The following is a 15,891-nucleotide window of genomic DNA, read 5'->3' as shown; positions in this document are numbered from 1 at the left end:
TCCACGCGCCGCGCCGGCCGCCGCAGGCATCAGTGCGCCGACGCCTGGACCGCGCCGATACCGGTTTCGGAACGCAGTTCCTGCGCCTCGAAGCCTGCCTTGTCCACACGCGCCCGCGCGGACCGGTCGGTGATCGACACCAGCCAGATGCCGACAAAGCCGATCGTCATCGAGAACAGCGCCGGCGACGTGTACGGGAACGGCGCGCTCTTGAAGTGGAACACGTCGACCCATACCGCCTGCGACAGCACGGTCAGCACCACCGCCGACAGCAGGCCGAGGAATCCGCCGACCATCGCGCCGCGCGTGGTGCAGCCCTTCCATAGCACGGACATGAACAGCACCGGGAAGTTGGCCGAAGCCGCCACGGCAAACGCCAGCGACACCATGAACGCGATGTTCTGCTTCTCGAACACGATCCCGAGCACCACGGCGACCAGGCCCAGGACCATCGTCGTGATGCGCGATACGCGCAGCTCCATGGCACTGGAGGCCTTGCCGTGCTTGAACACCGTGGCATAGAGGTCGTGCGATACGGCTGACGCGCCGGCCAGCGTGAGGCCGGCCACCACGGCGAGGATGGTGGCGAACGCCACGGCCGAAATAAAGCCCAGGAAAACGTTGCCGCCCACCGCGCTGGCCAGGTGCACCGCCGCCATGTTCACGCCGCCCAGCAGCTTGCCGCTGCCGTCCTGAAAACTGGCGTTGGTGCTGACCAGCACGATCGCGCCAAAGCCGATGATAAAGGTCAGGATGTAGAAATAGCCGATCCAGGTGGTGGCCCAGAACACCGACTTGCGCGCTTCCTTGGCATTGGGCACGGTGAAGAATCGCATCAGGATATGCGGCAGCCCGGCCGTGCCGAACATCAGCGCGATACCGAACGAAATCGCCGAGATCGGATCCTTGATGAAGTTGCCGGGACTCATGATCGAATCCTTCTTCGCGTGCACCTCCACCGCCTTGGCGAACAGCGCCTCGGGGCTGAAGTGAAACTGCGCCAGCACCATGAAGGCCATGAACGACGCGCCGCCCAGCAGCAGGCAGGCCTTGATGATCTGCACCCATGTGGTGGCCGTCATGCCGCCAAACAGCACGTAGATCATCATCAGCGCACCAACGATGACCACCGCCACCCAGTACTCCAGCCCGAATAGCAGCTTGATCAGTTGCCCCGCGCCAACCATCTGGGCGATCAGGTAGAACGCCACGACGACGAGCGTGCCCGACGCCGCGAAGGCGCGGATCGGCGCCTGCTTGAAGCGATACGCCGCCACGTCCGCAAACGTGAAGCGGCCCAGGTTACGCAGCCGCTCGGCCATCAGGAACGTGATGATCGGCCAGCCCACCAGGAAGCCGATGGAATAGATCAGGCCATCGTAGCCGCTGGTGTACACCGCGGCGGAAATGCCCAGGAACGAAGCCGCCGACATGAAATCGCCAGCAATCGCCAGGCCATTCTGAAAACCCGTGATACCGCCGCCGCCCGTATAGAAGGTGGCCGCCGATGTGGTCCTCTTGGCGGCCCATTTGGTGATGAACAGCGTGCCGATGACGAACACCACGAACATGGCGATGGCCGTCCAGTTGGTGGGCTGCTTGACCGCCTGCCCCAGATCGCCGCCCGCCGCAAACGCGGCCGTGCAGCACAGGCCCAGCAGCGCGCTGGCGCCCATCGCGCGATACGTATTCATGCGACCTCCCGCTTGATCTTCTCGGTCAGGTCGTCATAGACGCCGTTGGCGTGGCGCACATAGAGCCCGGTGATCACCACCGTGAACACGATCACGAACAGCCCGATCGGCATGCCCCACGTCGTCACGCCGTCGCCCACGCGGCGCGCCAGCAGTTCCTTGTCGAACGCAATCAGCAGCACATAGCCGTAGTAGACCACCAGCACCACGGCCGTCAGCAGCCAGCCCAGCCGGCTGCGCCGGCGCACCAGGTCCCGGTAATGCGGGCTGGCCTTCAGTTTCTCGATCAGATCATCGTGCATCGCGTGTCTCCTGCGTATCAGCTTTTGTTTCGACGATGACCGTAAGGTAAAGCGCGCCGCTTACCCGGTTCTTACAGCGTGCGCCGCGCGTTGCCGGGGTAAACGTTAAGCGCCGCGCATCGCACGTGGCGACCGCGTCGCGTTGTGATCGACGATGCGCGTACGCGCCGCGCTTCGAACAGCGCACCAGCGCCGCGGCCTATCGGATGCGCAAGCGAGCGCCATGACATCGCGCGCCACGGTGTGCGATCATCGGGGCCTGTTCGCCCACACGCCCCGCCATGCCCGAACGCATCAGCGAAGACATCACCTTCCGCAAACTCGAAGCGCTGCTCGCTTTCATGGAGACCGGCAATCTGGCGAAGGCGGCCGAAACGCTGGACGTCAGCACCGTCAGCGTGCACCGTGCGCTGCATTCGCTGGAAGAAGGACTGCGCTGCGCACTGTTCCGCCACGAGGGCCGCAACCTGTTGCCGACCGAAGCCGCGCATGTGCTGGCCGATGTGGCGCGCGATGTGATCAAGACCATGGCCGACGGCGTGCGCATGACGCGCGAGGCCGCCGGGTATTCAGCCGACCAGCTCAAGATCGGATCGCTGTATTCGCTGACCATCCGCACCGTGCCGCAGGTGGTCATCGGCATCAAGATGCGCCGCCCGGAACTGCAGACTGAACTGGTGCTCGGCTCCAACGCCGACCTGCTCGACAAGCTGCGCCAGGGCACGATCGACGCCACGCTGATGGGCCTGCCCGAAGCCTCCACCGAGATCGAGTCGATCCCGATGTTCGAGGACGATATCTTCTTCGCCGCGCCGGCCGATTCGCACTACGCCAGCATGGACGCCGTGGATCTGCGCCAATGCCGCGACGAGCCTTTTGTGGCGCTCGGCGATGGCTTCGTGACGTCGAGCGGATTTGCCGAGGCTTTCCGCATCGCCGACTTCACGCCAAACGTGGTCATGAAGGTGGGCGATATTTTCTCGCTGATGAATCTGGTGGGCGGCGGCATCGGCTACTCGCTGCTGCCGGGCCGCGTGCGCGACGTCTTTGCGCGCAACGTTGCCTTCATCCCGCTGACGCCCGATTTCGACATGAAGCAGATCATCGGCCTGAGCTTCCTGCGCCGCCGCGAACGCGATCCCAATCTGCTGGCGCTGGCGGCCGTGTGCCGCATGCTCACCCACTGAACGCTCATCCCCCGACGATCGCCTTGGTCGCCAGATACAGCACCGACGGCCCCAGCAGGCAGCCGAGGCCAGTGTGGAAAGTGGCCACCAGCGCGCCGTATGGCACCAGGCGGCGGTCCGTTGCGGCAAGTCCGGCCGATACGCCACTGACCGTTCCGGCCAGTCCGCCAAACACCATGGCCGCGCGCGGGTTGTTCAAGCCCAGGAAGCCCGCCGCGAACGGCGTGCCGACCATCACGATGATGGCCTTGATCAGCCCCGTTGCGATCGACAGCGCGATGACGTCGGAACTGGCGCCCAGCGCCGCCCCGGTCACCGGGCCGACGATGTACGTCACCGCGCCGGCGCCGATCGTTGTCATGCTGACGGCGTCGTCATAGCCAAAGGCGCGCGCCACACAGGCACCCACCACAAATGGCACCACGGTGCCCAGCAGCAGCGACACCACGCCCACCATGCCGGCCTTGCGCGCCTCGCGCACCTGCACTTCGAAGGCCGTGGCGACGATGGCGAAGTCGCGCAGCATTGCGCCGCCCATCAGGCCGATGCCCGAAAACAGCGCGAAATCGGCCAGGCCCTTGTCCTTGCCCGTGACCACGCCACCGTAGTACGCCAGCGCCAGGCCGATCATGATGGCAATGGCCGACGCATGCAGGCGTCCCTTTGTCAGTTTCCGCGAGATCTGGGACGACACCCACATCACGATGCCAACGGCGGCAAACGCCGTCACGAGGCCGTTGTGCAGCAGTACGTTCTGGGCCATCACGGCCAGCGAAGCAATCGACATGTCAGTCTCCCGGTCTTATTGCGCTGCGGCTTCGGCCGGCAATGGCGGTAGCGGTTCATGGTCGCCGGTGCGGCTCAGCAGCGCGATCAGGCAGGCGCACACGCCGGCCGCCAGCACCGCCGCGATAAGCGCGACCGGCCCGCCGCGCAGCGCTGCCACTACGTTCTGCTGCGCCGCCATCGCCACCACCACGGGGATATACATCGCGCCCCAGAAGCCGACGCCCGCCTCCGTTTCGCGCGGCAGCAGACCGCGGTCATGCAGATACAGCCGGATCGAAATCAGCATCAGCATGGCGATGCCCACGCCGCCCACATTGGCCTTCACGCCGATGGCGACGCCCAGCAGGTCGCCGAGATAGAGCCCTACGAGATGGCAGATCGCCAGCAGGGCGGTTCCGTAGATGATCATGGTTGTCTCCGGTGGTGTTGTCTGTGTGATGTTGCCGGTACGGTGCCGGGCATATACCAACAACTCTAGGAAGCGTGCAGGCGCGTATCAATCAACCTGCCGCGCCGGATCGTTACGGTACGGTTAATCGTGACCGGCACCGGGTACCCGGCACATGGCGCGCGGATCATTTACGCGGGGCGTAACGTTTCGCCGCCGATGTTGATTGTTCGCGAGGTGCGCCCTCCCCTATCTTTGCTGTAACGATCGCAGCACACCGGAGACGCCATGCTGAACCCGATACCGGAACGACAGTGGGACACGCGCCGCGCAGAAAAGCGCCGCCGGCAGGCCCTGGGGGCGAGCATCGCCACAGGCAAGGTCATTCCCACCGGCGACATCGTGGCCTTCCTCGAAACCGTGACCGCGCCGGGCGACCGCGTGGTGCTGGAAGGCAACAACCAGAAGCAGGCGGACTTTCTGTCGCGCGCGCTGGCCGATGCCGATCCCGCGCGCCTGCACGACCTCCATATGATCATCCCCAGCGTTAGCCGCGTGGAGCATCTGGATCTCTTCGAGCGCGGCATCGCACGCAAGCTGGACTTTGCGTATGCGGGCGCGCAGAGCGTGCGCATCTCGCAGTTCCTCGCCGATGGACTGCTCGAAATCGGCGCGATCCATACCTATATCGAACTGTACTCGCGGCTCTATGTCGACCTGACGCCGCACATCGTGCTGACCGCCGGCTACAAGGCCGATCGCCACGGCAACCTCTACACCGGGCCCAGCACCGAGGATTCCCCGGCGCTGGTGGAAGCGGCGGCGTTTCGCGACGGCATCGTGATTGCGCAGGTCAACGAGATCGTCGACGACCCGGCCGACCTGCCGCGCGTGGATATCCCGGGCTCCTGGATCGACTATGTGGTGCAGTCGGACAAGCCGTTCTTCTGCGAGCCGTTGTTCACGCGCGATCCCCGACTGATCAAGCCGGTGCACATCCTGATGGCGATGATGGCGATCCGCGGCATCTACGAACGCCATAACGTGCAGTCGCTCAATCACGGCATCGGCTTCAACACGGCCGCCATCGAGCTGATCCTGCCCACCTATGGCGAGCAACTGGGCCTGAAGGGCAAGATCTGCAAGTACTGGACGCTCAACCCGCATCCCACGCTGATCCCCGCGATCGAATCGGGCTGGGTGGAAAGCGTGCACAGCTTTGGCAGCGAGCTCGGCATGGAAGACTACGTGGCCGCTCGGCCCGATGTGTTCTTCACCGGCGCGGACGGCAGCATGCGTTCCAATCGCGCCCTGTGCCAGTTGGCCGGGCAATACGCGGTGGACCTGTTCATCGGCTCGACGCTGCAGATCGACGGCGACGGGCATTCGTCGACCGTTACGCGCGGACGCCTGTCCGGCTTCGGCGGTGCGCCCAACATGGGCCACAATCCCGGCGGCCGACGCCACGCCACGCCGGCCTGGCTGGACCTGATCGAAAGCGACGACCCGCTCGCGCGCGGGCGCAAACTGGTGGTGCAGATGGTGGAAACCTTCCAGGCGGGCGGCAAACCGACCTTTGTGGAATCGATGGATGCAGTGCAGGTGGCCAAGGACAGCGGCATGCCGTTGGCGCCGGTGATGATCTACGGCGACGACGTGACGCACGTGCTGACCGAAGAAGGCATTGCTTACCTGTACAAGGCGCGCTCGCTGGAAGAACGCCGCAGGATGATCGCGGCCGTGGCGGGCGTGACGCCGATCGGCATGCGCCATGATCCCGCCACCACGCGCCAGATGCGCAGCGACGGGCTGATCGCACTGCCCGAGGATCTCGGCGTGCATCGCGCACAGGCCACGCGGTCGCTGTTGGCCGCCAAGAGCATGGCGGATCTGGTCGAATGGTCGGGCGGCCTCTACAACCCGCCCGCGCGCTTCCGGAGCTGGTGATGGGATTCCCCGCATCGCAGGCAGCCCTGCCCGTCGCGCCCTTGCCTCCCGCACCGCACGCAGCGCACGCCGCGCCGGTTATCGACATGGCGCAGGCCATCGGCGATCTCGCCGTGGGGGTCCTGATCGACGAAGCGACGCTCGCCCCCAAACCCGGACTCGTCGACGCCCGCGGCAACGGCAGCCATCGCGACATGTCGCTGCAACTGATGATCGATTCCGCGCACAGCCTGCGCGACGGCTTTGTCGCGATGGCGCGCGCCGGCCAGCATGCCAGACGCCTCGACGCGGCGCTGCGCGAGCAGCTTGGCGCGCTCGGACGCAGCGCAGAAGCGCAGATGCTGCGCGTCACGGGCGGCGTCAACACGCATCGCGGCGCAATCTGGGCGCTCGGCCTGCTGGCCGGTGCTGCGGGTTGGCTCGGCAGCACGCGCAGCGCGTCGTCGGTGGCGCGCATGGCTGGCGTCATCGCACGCATGCCGGATCGTCATCGGCCTGCGCACACCGGCAACAAGGGTGAATGGGTGCGCGCCACCTACGCCGTGGGCGGCGCGCGCGAACAGGCCGAGGCCGGGTTTCCGCATGTCACCGGCGTGGGCCTGCCCATGCTGCGCGCGTGCCGCGCGCGCGGCGACGCCGAACCGACCGCACAGGTCAACACGCTGCTCGCCATCGTTGCGCAGCTGGACGATACCTGCGTGCTGGCGCGCGCCGGACTGGCGGGACTGGCCGACGTGCAGGCCGGCGCCGAAGCAGTGATCGACGCGGGCGGTATTGGCACGCTGAGCGGGCGACGCCGCCTGCACGATCTCGAGGCCACGATGCGTGCGCACCAGGCATCGCCCGGCGGCGCAGCCGATCTGCTGGCCGCCACGTTATTTCTTGATCGGCTTTGCGCCGTGGGAGAGCCCTGATGGAACAACTCCGATTCGAATATGCCGCCGGCGCGCCGGCATCGCGCCGAGTGCTGGTTGGCGTGGTTGGCTCCGGCGATCTCGAGGTGATGATCGAACCGGGCGAAGCCGGCAGGACATCGATCGACGTCACCACATCGGTCAACGGCTACGGTCGTGTCTGGGATGCGCAACTGACGCGCGTTTTCAGCGCCGAGCCGCGCGCCGCCATGCGCATCCGCATCCACGATTTCGGCGCCACGCCGGGCGTGGTGGGCATGCGGCTGGCCGAAGCGTTCGAAGCGCTGGCACCGCACCCCGATCAGGAGCCGACATGAACCGCGCCGCCCTGTTATCGCGTGAGAGCTTTATCGAACTCGGTGCGCGCGAGCGCGCCCGCGCGCTACTCGACGCAGGCACGCTGCGCGAACTGGCCGGTCCGTTCGACGGCCTGACGTCGCCCTGGCTGGAGCGTCAAGGCGTGGTGCCGCAAGGCGATGACGGCGTGATCGTCGCCAAGGGAAAGATCGACGGCCAGCCGGCGGTGCTGATGGCCATCGAAGGCGCGTTCCAGGGAGGCAGCCTGGGCGAAGTCGGCGGCGCCAAGATTGCGGGCGCGCTCGAACTGGCCGCCGACGACAATCGCAACGGCGTGCCGACGCGCGCGGTGATCCTGTTCGAAACCGGCGGCGTGCGGCTGCAGGAAGCCAATCTGGGCCTCGCTGCGATTGCCGAGATTCACGCGGCCATCGTCGACCTGCGGCGCTACCAGCCGGTGGTCGGCGTGATCGCCGGACAAGTGGGCTGCTTTGGCGGCATGTCGATCGCGGCGGGGCTGTGCTCTGCGCTGGTAGTCACGCGCGAGGCGCGCCTTGGCCTGAATGGTCCTGCCGTGATCGAGCAGGAAGCGGGCATCGCCGAATACGATTCGCGCGATCGGCCGTTTATCTGGGGCCTGACGGGCGGCGAGCAACGCTACGCGACCGGACTGGTTGATCGCTTCGTCGACGACGACGCGCGCGAGATTCGCGAAGCCGTGGCGGCGCTGGCCAATGCCTCGGTGCAACACACGCGCGATGCGGCACTGCGCAGCGAACGGTACGACGATTACCTGCAACGCATCGCCGGCTATGTGGCGCACGGCGCGACGCAGCAGATCGACCCCGCCACGGCACGCAGCATTCTTGGAGAACGGCAATGAGCACGACCAGCGATTCCCATCGCGCGCAGGACATCGCCGGGCGCGGGCAGGCATGGCTCGATGCCTTGAGCGGGCGTGCGGTGCGCAGCGCCGGATATCCGCGCTCGGTACAGCTGGCCGACGTCGAACTGTGGGGACGTGGCACGCGGCTGATCGCGGTGGTGCCGGATCCGGACAACCCTTTTCCGCGCGCCCGGAACGGCGAAGTAGGGCTGCTGGAAGGCTGGTCGCTCGCGCGCGCCGTGCATGAGGTCATCGACGCGGATCGCGACGCATCGATCAAGCGGGCCATCGTCGCCATTGTCGACACGCCAAGCCAGGCCTACGGACGCCGCGAGGAAGCGCTCGGCATTCATCAGGCGCTGGCCAGCGCGGCCGCCGCCTATGCCACGGCGCGTCTGCAAGGGCATCCAGTCATTGCGCTACTGGTGGGCAAGGCGATGTCGGGCGCGTTCCTGGCGCATGGTTATCAGGCCAACCGCATCCTCGCGCTGGCCGATCCGGGCGTGCAGGTGCACGCGATGGGCAAGGAAGCCGCCGCGCGCATTACGCTGCGCAGCGTGGAGGAACTCGAGGCATTCGCCGCGACCGTGCCGCCGATGGCGTACGACATCGACAACTATGCAAGCCTGGGCCTGCTGTGGCGCACGATCGCGGTGGAGAACGCCGCGTCGCCCAATGCCGGCGATGTCGAAGTCGTGATGCGTCATCTGCACGACGCGCTGGCCGACATCGATGCCGATCCCCAGTGCGACCTGCGCGCGCGTCAGCACGGAGAACACCGTGGCGCCACGCGGCGCGTTCGCGCATTGCTGGCCAGCCAGTGGCGCGACTGACGTCTCCCGCCATCGCCATGCGCGCGCAACCACACGATCTGATCTGGCTTCGCGATCCCGCAGCGTTTCTGGCGGCGGGCGACGTGCCCGAGTGGGCCGACGCATCGTGGCTTGCCCAGGCGCCGCTGGTGGTGCGGCGCGATCGCGATGCGAGCGGACGCGGGCGCATTCCCGTCGGCATTCGCGGACGCACGCGCGCGCAGCGCTACGCAACGTGGATCGATGCCGATCAGTGCGCCACCGTCGTCACGCCCGTCGACATCGCACGCGCCGGCTTCTGGCGCCTGCACCCGCGCCGCGACGAGATCCCCGCCTTGCGCGCGCTCGATCCCATCGCCCGCCAGCTTGGCGGGCTGCCGCATGCGTGGGGCGTAACCGGCGCGGTGGGCTTCACACTGGCCGCAGGCATCGACGTGCTCCACGCCGGCAGCGATATCGACCTGCTGCTTCTGGCGCTACAGGCGCTGTCGTCGGCGGAGATCGCCATCCTGCGCGACGTCATCGACCACGGCGCGGCCCGGATCGACATGCAGATCGGCACACCGTACGGCGCCTTTGCGCTGCGCGAGTTTCTGCGCACGCAAGGCCGCGTGCTGCTGAAGACCGACACCGGCCCGCTGCTGTGCGACGATCCCTGGAAGATCGCATGTCAACACTGCTGACGTTCCCCGGACAGGGCTCGCAACGCCCCGGAATGCTGCATGCGCTGCCCTGCCATCCACACGTCCAGCGCACGCTGGCGGAAGCGAGCGAGTCGCTCGGCGACGATATCCTGGTGCACGATGACGCCGCGCATCTGGCCTCCACGGTTTCCGTACAGCTTTGCCTACTGGTGGCTGGCGTCGCCAGCGCGCGCGCGTTGCTCGCCGACGGCGCGCAGGCGCATGCCGTGGCAGGACTGTCGATTGGCGCATTTGCGGCAGCCGTGGTGGCCGGCGTGCTGCCATTTGCCGATGCGGTGCGGCTGGTGGCGATGCGCGGCGCGCTGATGGAGACCGCCTATCCGTCCGGCCACGGCATGACCGCCATCCTGGGTCTCGACGCGGGTCGGCTTGAGGCGATCGTGGCGCGCGTGCATCGCATCGACGCGCCCGTCTACATGGCCAATTACAACGCCGATACGCAAATGGTGATCGCTGGTGCCGATGCGGCCATGGCTCGCGTGGCAGAGCTGGCACTGGCCGCCGGCGCGCGCAGCGCACAGCGGGTGGCTATCGCCGTGCCGTCACACTGCGCCCTGCTCGATGACGCCGCCAACGCCCTGCATCGCGCCTTCACGGAACCATCGCTTGTCCAGTCTCTGAAACGTCCGGCGCTGCGCTACTTCAGCGCCAGCGCCGCGCGCGAACTGCGCGATCCGGCACGCATCGCAGAAGATCTGGCACTCAACATGTCACGGCCGGTGCGCTGGCACGAAACCATGCTGCTGGCCCGCGCGTGCGAGATGCGCCTTGCGGTGGAAATGCCGCCGGGCAATGTGCTGACGCGACTGTGCCAGCCGCTGTTTGCGCAGGCGGTGGCGCTGTCGGACATGCGGGCCGACAGCGTGATGGTGTTGATGCAGCGGGAAGCTACGCGCGAATAAGCCGTCGGCGCGCCGAGGTTTCATCCTGGATTCGTGTCTGTCGTAGCGGAGACTGGAGGGGCGAGCGATGGATGCCGGTGGGAGGGGGAGCGGACGTTTTTGCTAAATTTACGGGCTCAGTAAGTCAGTTCCAGCACGCCGATCAGCGGCACACCGTTTCCTGGCAAGGTCCGGAACCACTTCGTCATCACTTCATCGTCCAATGCGGTGCGCTGCCGAAAAATGCCAATACCTTCTGCGGAATCGTACACGGCGATATCTTTGCCTCTTACCGCCAGCGCCGTGGCATGGAAGTCGCTGGCGAGAATGAACGTCCGCAATCCGGGGCTGCGGCAGCATTCCTTCGCCAGTCGGGTCACACCTTCCGGCGCACGTACACCTTTGTGGATCGGGGTGAATCCCACCCGCGTGCAGTAGGCAATGAGGATGGGACGCCGGACTGCGTCGTCGGGAAGAAAGGCTGAATTGTCCTCAGCGGCTAGCGCCGGATCGACAACACGCAGGACTGGAAATGCGTAGCAACCGAACTGGTTTAGTGCGCCTTCGAAGTCCGTTGGCATGTATTCGAAATCGCCGCCGGCATGCAGATGCCGGATCCAGGCGAGGGCCATGCCCAGACAGGTGCCGGGAGACGTCGTTGGTCCCTTTGGAATGGCCGTACGCCGTTGATAGGTTTGCCCAAAGACGATGGATCCCGACGAGGCACCCTTCAGAAACGTCATCATTTTTTATTGCCCACGCGAACGGTACTTGGCCGCTGTTCCGGCCAAAAAGCGGCAATATACCGGCGACATTTCCGTCCTCATTTACCCCAAATCAAGCGCGAGCCATCGCATTGCCACAGTGCGCCGCGGTGCACAGATGCGAGTGCCGGCTTACCGTCGCGACCTGAGTTCGAGTACGCCAATCCCGCGGTGTGGTGAATCTTCGGGCAGCCCGTTCAGGCATCGCGCCAGCCGCCCATCAGCGAAAGCATCCTCAGCATCGAGTGTGACAATGCCTGTGCTGGGGTCGAACAGTGCGATGCAGTCGTTCTTCCTTGCCAACGCCACCGCATGGCTGGCCGCAACCAGCAGAAAGGTTCTAAGCAGATGCGGCCGGTGTCCCGCATGGAGCAGGTATGAGATCGTGTGGCCCGATTGCTCGCCCCAATCGATGGGTGTCAGATTCAAGCGCTCGCAATGTCGAAGCAAGCCGGGCATCTTTATCGCAAGCCCCGGCGAAAACATCTCGAAGCTGACTCCTTCCGGCCATGGTTGGCCGCGCGCACCGTATTCGAATACATAGCAGCACTGGCCGATGGCCGCTTCCACTTCACTCGGCACATAGCTCATGGGCTTGCCCTCTCGCAAGCGCCGGATCCATGCCATCGAGAATCCGAGGCACAGCCCGGGCGATACGGCGGCCGCCATTGGCACGCAGGTGCCGCGCCGATAGGGAACTCCGAGCGTGGCAAAACTGCGGTTGACCGCGGCGGGATAGAACTTTGGCATCGGATTGACAACGCCCGCGCATATGCTGACGCGGGCAGAAAAATAAGAAGCGTCAATCTACTTGCCCCCGTCGCCGCGACCGTTACCACAGATCAATTGCTGTATCGGATCATTGCCATCCGTGTGCCGCTGATGCGCAGCCGCGTCTGGAAAGTGCGCGGCGCGTTGGCACGGGCAGCAGAGCTGCATCGGCTCGCCGTCACGCAAGCGACTGACGAAAAACAAAGAACGGAGAAATCACTCATTCAAGCGGTTGCGACAGTGGCATTCAAGGCAGAGGCTATCCGGTTCGACAAATCTGCAGCGCCGGAACCTGCAATGACCCCTGTCCTACGACCAGACAAGCTCACCGCAAAGCAGAAGATGATTCTCAAGAGCCTGCGCGATGGGCATCGCGCGAGCCTGCAGTTTTCCGCGGTGACCGGAGAATTTACGGGCAGCGTGCGCGTGTTCGATACGGCCGCGGCGCGCTATGTCCAGGTGCCGTGGTATCGCATCGCCGCGCTGGTCGATCGCGGGCTGGTGCGGCTCGATGGCACATCGATTGCCAACTCGCACTATGTCGTGCTGGTTGCCCGACAACCCAGGTAGTGCTGCATGCCGGATTTCGTCCGAACACGCTTATCGCGCATTGAACCGGCGCGCAAGACCCTTGCTTTGAAAAGCGTCGACGATGAATTCGACGAACACCCGCGTCTTGGACGGCAACAATTTTCGATTCGGGTAATACAGCGCGAGCGGGCCAATATCGGCCGACCAGCCCGGTAACAAACGCACGAGATCGCCGCGTTCGAGCCACGGCGCCGCATGCGGCATCGGCAACAGCGCCACGCCCAGCCCTTGCATCGCGGCGTAGGCCATGGCCTCGGGGTCATCGAAAATCATCCGCGTGCGCGGTTCGGCCAGCGCCTGCTCGCCGACCTGATTGCGCAGGTTCCACACACGCAGCCGCCCGGAAGACACCGAACGCCGCGCGATGCCATCGAACGCGGCCAGATCCGACGGATGCCGCGGCATGGAGCGCCCCTTCATGAACGATGGCGACGCCGTCGCCACCACGTGGCTACGCGCCAGTTCGCGCACGATTAGGCCTTCGGTCAACTCGATGCCGCCGCCGATTGCCACATCGAAGCCGCCCGCGATCAGGTCCACCGTGCGGTTGTCGAAATGCCAGTCCGGCACGATCGCCGGATAGCGGTCGAGGAATTCTCCAAGCAACGGCACCAGATATTCGCGGCCGAAGGCCACGCCCATGCTGACCTTGAGTACGCCCGCAGGTTTGCCATCGTCCTGCGCGGCGCTGGCAAACGCATCGCGCAAGGTAAAGAACGGATCGGACACCTGACGGAAAAACTGCTCGCCACCCATGGTCAGCGTGAGCTTACGGGTGCTGCGCTGGAACAGGCGCAAGCCGAGATGGTTTTCCAGCCGGGCCACATTCTTGCTGACGGCCGCCGGCGTCAGGCCTAGCCGGCGCGCGGCAGCGGAAAAGCTGCCGGTGTCCGCACTATGCACAAAGGATTCGAGCAGGTTCAGGGCTTCCATCGCGTCAGCATATACCAATGGTTGAAAAAGTTACTACCGATTAGATACTACCGGTAGGGGATTCCGCCGGCCATACTTGGGTCACCTTCTCCCGATACAAAGGAATCCATCATGACTTCGCTTTCTAACAAGGTCGCTTTCGTTACCGGTGGCTCGCGCGGCATTGGCGCTGCGATTGTGCGTCGCCTGGCCCGTGACGGCGCCGCCGTGGCTTTCACTTACCAAAGCTCTGGCGCCGGCGCGCAGCAACTGGTTGAATCGATCCAGGCCGCCGGCGGCCGGGCGCACGCCTATCAGGCGGACGCCGCGGACGCGGCCGCTGTCACGCGCGCCATCAACGAGGCCGCGAACCATTTCGGCAGGATCGACATCCTGGTGAACAACGCCGGCGTACTGTTTCTGGGCCCGGTCGACCAGTTTTCACTCGAGGATTTCGACAAGACACTGGCCGTCAACGTGCGCGCCGTGTTTGTCGCATCTAAGGCTGCACTGGCACATATGGGCGAAGGCGGACGCATCATCAACATCGGCAGCACAAACGCGGACCGCATGCCGTTCCCCGGCGGCGCCGCGTATGCGATGAGCAAATCGGCCCTGAAGGGGCTGGTGCAAGGGATGGCGCGCGACCTCGGGCCCAAGGGCATTACCGTCAATAACGTGCAGCCGGGCCCGGTGAATACGGATATGAATCCGGAAACCTCCGACTTCGCGCAATCGCTTCATGGCCTGATGGCATTGCCGCGACATGCACGGCCCGAAGAAATTGCCAGCATGGTGGCGTATCTGGCCGGCCCGGAATCGAGCTTTGTCACCGGTGCAAGCCTGAACGTGGACGGCGGATTCGCGGCCTGACGGCTGGCCAGTCGGAACGAACGCATCAGGGGCGCGGGAGGCATTCACTTCGCCGCGCTCCCGCCATGCCGGCATCGGAACAGCCGGACGGTGGGCCGCCGCGCCAGCCGACGGCATGTCGAGGTGCGGCGATTCAATCGAGTTCAACACATCAACGCATCAATACATCAATATCTCAATTCCATTACGCCAAAGGCCTTGTTGGTACAGTCCGAAACCAAACTGGCGAGATACGCTAAAAGACGTGCCTCATCCGTCTCCTCTCTAACGGAAAATACCGTCGTACCAGTATTGGAGTCGAATATCGCAATGTTTCCGTCTCGGATCGCCATGGCGTGCACATGGAGCTTGGCACAGAGCAGATAAGTCCTCACAGGATCGTTGTTGTACAGGGCCTCGGCAACTAACAGGTGCACATCGTGTGGACCGAGCTCGCCCCGATACAGCCCCTCCAGTCCATGCAAAGCAAGTAGCTCGATAAAAACCGGGTCTTGTGCGTATAGGCCGGGCATGCGGTTATGAGCCACCTCCTCTTGTTCCTCATGTTCGTCATCACTGTCAGGTTCCGCACTGTCTCTGGCCACTGACGGTAAAAAGCCGAACGTGTAGAACTGCTGATTGATCATCGCTTCGATCTCGTCCGGCACGTAACTGAAGCTCCAACCCAACTGCATGCGGCGAATCCACGTGATACTCAAACCCATGCACATCCCCTCGATCACGCAGTGCCCGGCAGGTTTCAAAGAACGCTTCCGATAAAGTTGCTGCAGGCCTATGGCCTTATTGGTCCCAGTGTTATAAAAAATTGGCATGAATAATGGCGTGAGAGTTTCGTTCCGCCACACGAAGAATTGACTACCTGTGGCGCTTTCCAGCGCGTGCACTGTAGCAATTCGCCGCGTGCCACACCCTCAGCAACTACATGCATTCCGGGCTTCTTTGCGTTGGCGCAATTTGCGCCTGAGGGCTCGGCGCGGGTTGGCCCCCGGCCATCGCAAGTCCCCCAAAGGACCGTGCTGCAACAGTAATTGAGGATCACAAACGCTGACCATCGGCGCAACAGGAGACCGATGCAACGCGCCGCTGCCGAAGCGATATGCCCGACGGAGACACGATTTTGGGTGTCCCAAAGGCCGACCCCGTTGGGCTGCGTCCAGCCATATCGCTGTATGAGACAAT

18 protein-coding genes are annotated in these 15,891 nt (G+C 64.7%); 10 read left to right on the top strand and 8 right to left on the bottom strand.

Annotated elements, in window-relative coordinates; genetic code table 11:
- Positions 1–29 precede the first annotated feature (29 nt).
- Both AC1RKI_RS13565 and AC1RKI_RS13560 read right to left on the bottom strand, forming a co-directional pair.
- Positions 30–1,694, bottom strand: a complete 1,665-nt coding sequence (locus AC1RKI_RS13565; protein ID WP_222156486.1) for a cation acetate symporter — start codon at positions 1,692–1,694, stop codon at positions 30–32.
- Entirely contained in the window at positions 1,691–1,996 is a 306-nt protein-coding gene (locus tag AC1RKI_RS13560) for a DUF485 domain-containing protein (protein ID WP_061954600.1), read from the bottom strand. The genes AC1RKI_RS13565 and AC1RKI_RS13560 overlap by 4 nt, the downstream gene beginning before the upstream one ends.
- A gap of 281 nt (positions 1,997–2,277) precedes the next feature.
- Between AC1RKI_RS13560 and AC1RKI_RS13555 the strand changes: the two genes are divergently transcribed.
- The gene (locus AC1RKI_RS13555) at positions 2,278–3,183 is read left to right on the top strand and encodes a LysR family transcriptional regulator (RefSeq protein ID WP_492795705.1); all 906 of its coding nucleotides are present in this window, start codon (positions 2,278–2,280) and stop codon (positions 3,181–3,183) included.
- Between the two features lie 4 nt (positions 3,184–3,187).
- On the opposite strand, the gene madM is transcribed toward AC1RKI_RS13555, so the two are convergent.
- Together madM and madL are read right to left on the bottom strand one after the other, a co-directional pair.
- Complete coding sequence (gene madM, locus AC1RKI_RS13550; RefSeq protein ID WP_200898999.1) at positions 3,188–3,970, bottom strand: malonate transporter subunit MadM; 783 nt, start codon at positions 3,968–3,970, stop codon at positions 3,188–3,190.
- A gap of 15 nt (positions 3,971–3,985) precedes the next feature.
- On the bottom strand, positions 3,986–4,381 hold the full coding sequence (gene madL / locus AC1RKI_RS13545) for a malonate transporter subunit MadL (RefSeq protein ID WP_061954597.1): 396 nt from the start codon (positions 4,379–4,381) through the stop codon (positions 3,986–3,988).
- A gap of 267 nt (positions 4,382–4,648) precedes the next feature.
- On the opposite strand from madL, the gene mdcA reads away from it, so the two are divergent.
- The 7 genes from mdcA to mdcH are packed head-to-tail and all read left to right on the top strand — an operon-like array spanning position 4,649 to position 10,822.
- A complete protein-coding gene (gene mdcA / locus AC1RKI_RS13540; RefSeq protein WP_492795702.1) occupies positions 4,649–6,307 on the top strand; it encodes a malonate decarboxylase subunit alpha in 1,659 nt (552 codons plus the stop codon).
- Complete coding sequence (locus AC1RKI_RS13535) at positions 6,307–7,221, top strand: triphosphoribosyl-dephospho-CoA synthase (RefSeq protein ID WP_492795700.1); 915 nt, start codon at positions 6,307–6,309, stop codon at positions 7,219–7,221. The genes mdcA and AC1RKI_RS13535 overlap by 1 nt, the downstream gene beginning before the upstream one ends.
- Positions 7,221–7,538 (top strand): malonate decarboxylase subunit delta, encoded by a 318-nt coding sequence (locus tag AC1RKI_RS13530; protein ID WP_061954591.1) that lies wholly within the window; start codon positions 7,221–7,223, stop codon positions 7,536–7,538. Before AC1RKI_RS13535 ends, AC1RKI_RS13530 begins: the two co-directional genes overlap by 1 nt.
- Positions 7,535–8,401: a biotin-independent malonate decarboxylase subunit beta gene (locus AC1RKI_RS13525; protein ID WP_492795699.1), complete on the top strand. Its 867-nt coding sequence runs from the start codon at positions 7,535–7,537 to the stop codon at positions 8,399–8,401. Before AC1RKI_RS13530 ends, AC1RKI_RS13525 begins: the two co-directional genes overlap by 4 nt.
- Positions 8,398–9,237: a biotin-independent malonate decarboxylase subunit gamma gene (gene mdcE, locus AC1RKI_RS13520; RefSeq protein ID WP_492795697.1), complete on the top strand. Its 840-nt coding sequence runs from the start codon at positions 8,398–8,400 to the stop codon at positions 9,235–9,237. The genes AC1RKI_RS13525 and mdcE overlap by 4 nt, the downstream gene beginning before the upstream one ends.
- A gap of 17 nt (positions 9,238–9,254) precedes the next feature.
- The gene (locus tag AC1RKI_RS13515; RefSeq protein WP_492795695.1) at positions 9,255–9,899 is read left to right on the top strand and encodes a malonate decarboxylase holo-ACP synthase; all 645 of its coding nucleotides are present in this window, start codon (positions 9,255–9,257) and stop codon (positions 9,897–9,899) included.
- Positions 9,884–10,822: a malonate decarboxylase subunit epsilon gene (mdcH, locus tag AC1RKI_RS13510; protein ID WP_492795693.1), complete on the top strand. Its 939-nt coding sequence runs from the start codon at positions 9,884–9,886 to the stop codon at positions 10,820–10,822. Before AC1RKI_RS13515 ends, mdcH begins: the two co-directional genes overlap by 16 nt.
- 116 nt (positions 10,823–10,938) lie before the next feature.
- On the opposite strand, the gene AC1RKI_RS13505 is transcribed toward mdcH, so the two are convergent.
- Positions 10,939–11,547 carry a hypothetical protein gene (locus AC1RKI_RS13505; protein ID WP_227460771.1) on the bottom strand — a complete coding sequence of 203 codons (609 nt, stop codon included), beginning with the start codon at positions 11,545–11,547 and terminating at the stop codon, positions 10,939–10,941.
- 150 nt (positions 11,548–11,697) lie between these two features.
- Positions 11,698–12,156: a hypothetical protein gene (locus AC1RKI_RS13500; protein ID WP_150980320.1), complete on the bottom strand. Its 459-nt coding sequence runs from the start codon at positions 12,154–12,156 to the stop codon at positions 11,698–11,700.
- Between the two features lie 477 nt (positions 12,157–12,633).
- Here AC1RKI_RS13500 and AC1RKI_RS13495 point away from each other — a divergent pair, with 477 nt between their 5' ends.
- Positions 12,634–12,906 carry a hypothetical protein gene (locus tag AC1RKI_RS13495; RefSeq protein ID WP_492795691.1) on the top strand — a complete coding sequence of 91 codons (273 nt, stop codon included), beginning with the start codon at positions 12,634–12,636 and terminating at the stop codon, positions 12,904–12,906.
- A gap of 30 nt (positions 12,907–12,936) precedes the next feature.
- Here AC1RKI_RS13495 and AC1RKI_RS13490 read toward each other — a convergent pair whose 3' ends face one another.
- Positions 12,937–13,860: a LysR family transcriptional regulator gene (locus tag AC1RKI_RS13490; RefSeq protein ID WP_492795689.1), complete on the bottom strand. Its 924-nt coding sequence runs from the start codon at positions 13,858–13,860 to the stop codon at positions 12,937–12,939.
- A gap of 111 nt (positions 13,861–13,971) precedes the next feature.
- On the opposite strand from AC1RKI_RS13490, the gene AC1RKI_RS13485 reads away from it, so the two are divergent.
- Positions 13,972–14,712 carry an SDR family oxidoreductase gene (locus AC1RKI_RS13485; RefSeq protein WP_227460768.1) on the top strand — a complete coding sequence of 247 codons (741 nt, stop codon included), beginning with the start codon at positions 13,972–13,974 and terminating at the stop codon, positions 14,710–14,712.
- Between the two features lie 167 nt (positions 14,713–14,879).
- On the opposite strand, the gene AC1RKI_RS13480 is transcribed toward AC1RKI_RS13485, so the two are convergent.
- Complete coding sequence (locus tag AC1RKI_RS13480; protein WP_492795686.1) at positions 14,880–15,596, bottom strand: hypothetical protein; 717 nt, start codon at positions 15,594–15,596, stop codon at positions 14,880–14,882.
- Between the last annotated feature and the right edge of the window lie 295 nt (positions 15,597–15,891).

The sequence above is a fragment of the Cupriavidus sp. GW822-FHT06G04 genome, assembly GCF_058799075.1.
The sequence above is the reverse complement of the archived record's forward strand: the minus strand, read 5'-3'. Positions and strand labels throughout refer to the sequence as shown.

Excerpts from the sequence above, each read along its gene's own strand:
- AC1RKI_RS13565 (WP_222156486.1), bottom strand. The coding sequence starts at position 1,694 with ATGAATACGTATCGCGCGATGGGCGCCAGCGCGCTGCTGGGCCTGTGC.
- AC1RKI_RS13560 (WP_061954600.1), bottom strand. The coding sequence starts at position 1,996 with ATGCACGATGATCTGATCGAGAAACTGAAGGCCAGCCCGCATTACCGG.
- AC1RKI_RS13555 (WP_492795705.1), top strand. The coding sequence starts at position 2,278 with ATGCCCGAACGCATCAGCGAAGACATCACCTTCCGCAAACTCGAAGCG.
- madM (WP_200898999.1), bottom strand. The coding sequence starts at position 3,970 with ATGTCGATTGCTTCGCTGGCCGTGATGGCCCAGAACGTACTGCTGCAC.
- madL (WP_061954597.1), bottom strand. The coding sequence starts at position 4,381 with ATGATCATCTACGGAACCGCCCTGCTGGCGATCTGCCATCTCGTAGGG.
- mdcA (WP_492795702.1), top strand. The coding sequence starts at position 4,649 with ATGCTGAACCCGATACCGGAACGACAGTGGGACACGCGCCGCGCAGAA.
- AC1RKI_RS13535 (WP_492795700.1), top strand. The coding sequence starts at position 6,307 with ATGGGATTCCCCGCATCGCAGGCAGCCCTGCCCGTCGCGCCCTTGCCT.
- AC1RKI_RS13530 (WP_061954591.1), top strand. The coding sequence starts at position 7,221 with ATGGAACAACTCCGATTCGAATATGCCGCCGGCGCGCCGGCATCGCGC.
- AC1RKI_RS13525 (WP_492795699.1), top strand. The coding sequence starts at position 7,535 with ATGAACCGCGCCGCCCTGTTATCGCGTGAGAGCTTTATCGAACTCGGT.
- mdcE (WP_492795697.1), top strand. The coding sequence starts at position 8,398 with ATGAGCACGACCAGCGATTCCCATCGCGCGCAGGACATCGCCGGGCGC.
- AC1RKI_RS13515 (WP_492795695.1), top strand. The coding sequence starts at position 9,255 with ATGCGCGCGCAACCACACGATCTGATCTGGCTTCGCGATCCCGCAGCG.
- mdcH (WP_492795693.1), top strand. The coding sequence starts at position 9,884 with ATGTCAACACTGCTGACGTTCCCCGGACAGGGCTCGCAACGCCCCGGA.
- AC1RKI_RS13505 (WP_227460771.1), bottom strand. The coding sequence starts at position 11,547 with ATGATGACGTTTCTGAAGGGTGCCTCGTCGGGATCCATCGTCTTTGGG.
- AC1RKI_RS13500 (WP_150980320.1), bottom strand. The coding sequence starts at position 12,156 with ATGAGCTATGTGCCGAGTGAAGTGGAAGCGGCCATCGGCCAGTGCTGC.
- AC1RKI_RS13495 (WP_492795691.1), top strand. The coding sequence starts at position 12,634 with ATGACCCCTGTCCTACGACCAGACAAGCTCACCGCAAAGCAGAAGATG.
- AC1RKI_RS13490 (WP_492795689.1), bottom strand. The coding sequence starts at position 13,860 with ATGGAAGCCCTGAACCTGCTCGAATCCTTTGTGCATAGTGCGGACACC.
- AC1RKI_RS13485 (WP_227460768.1), top strand. The coding sequence starts at position 13,972 with ATGACTTCGCTTTCTAACAAGGTCGCTTTCGTTACCGGTGGCTCGCGC.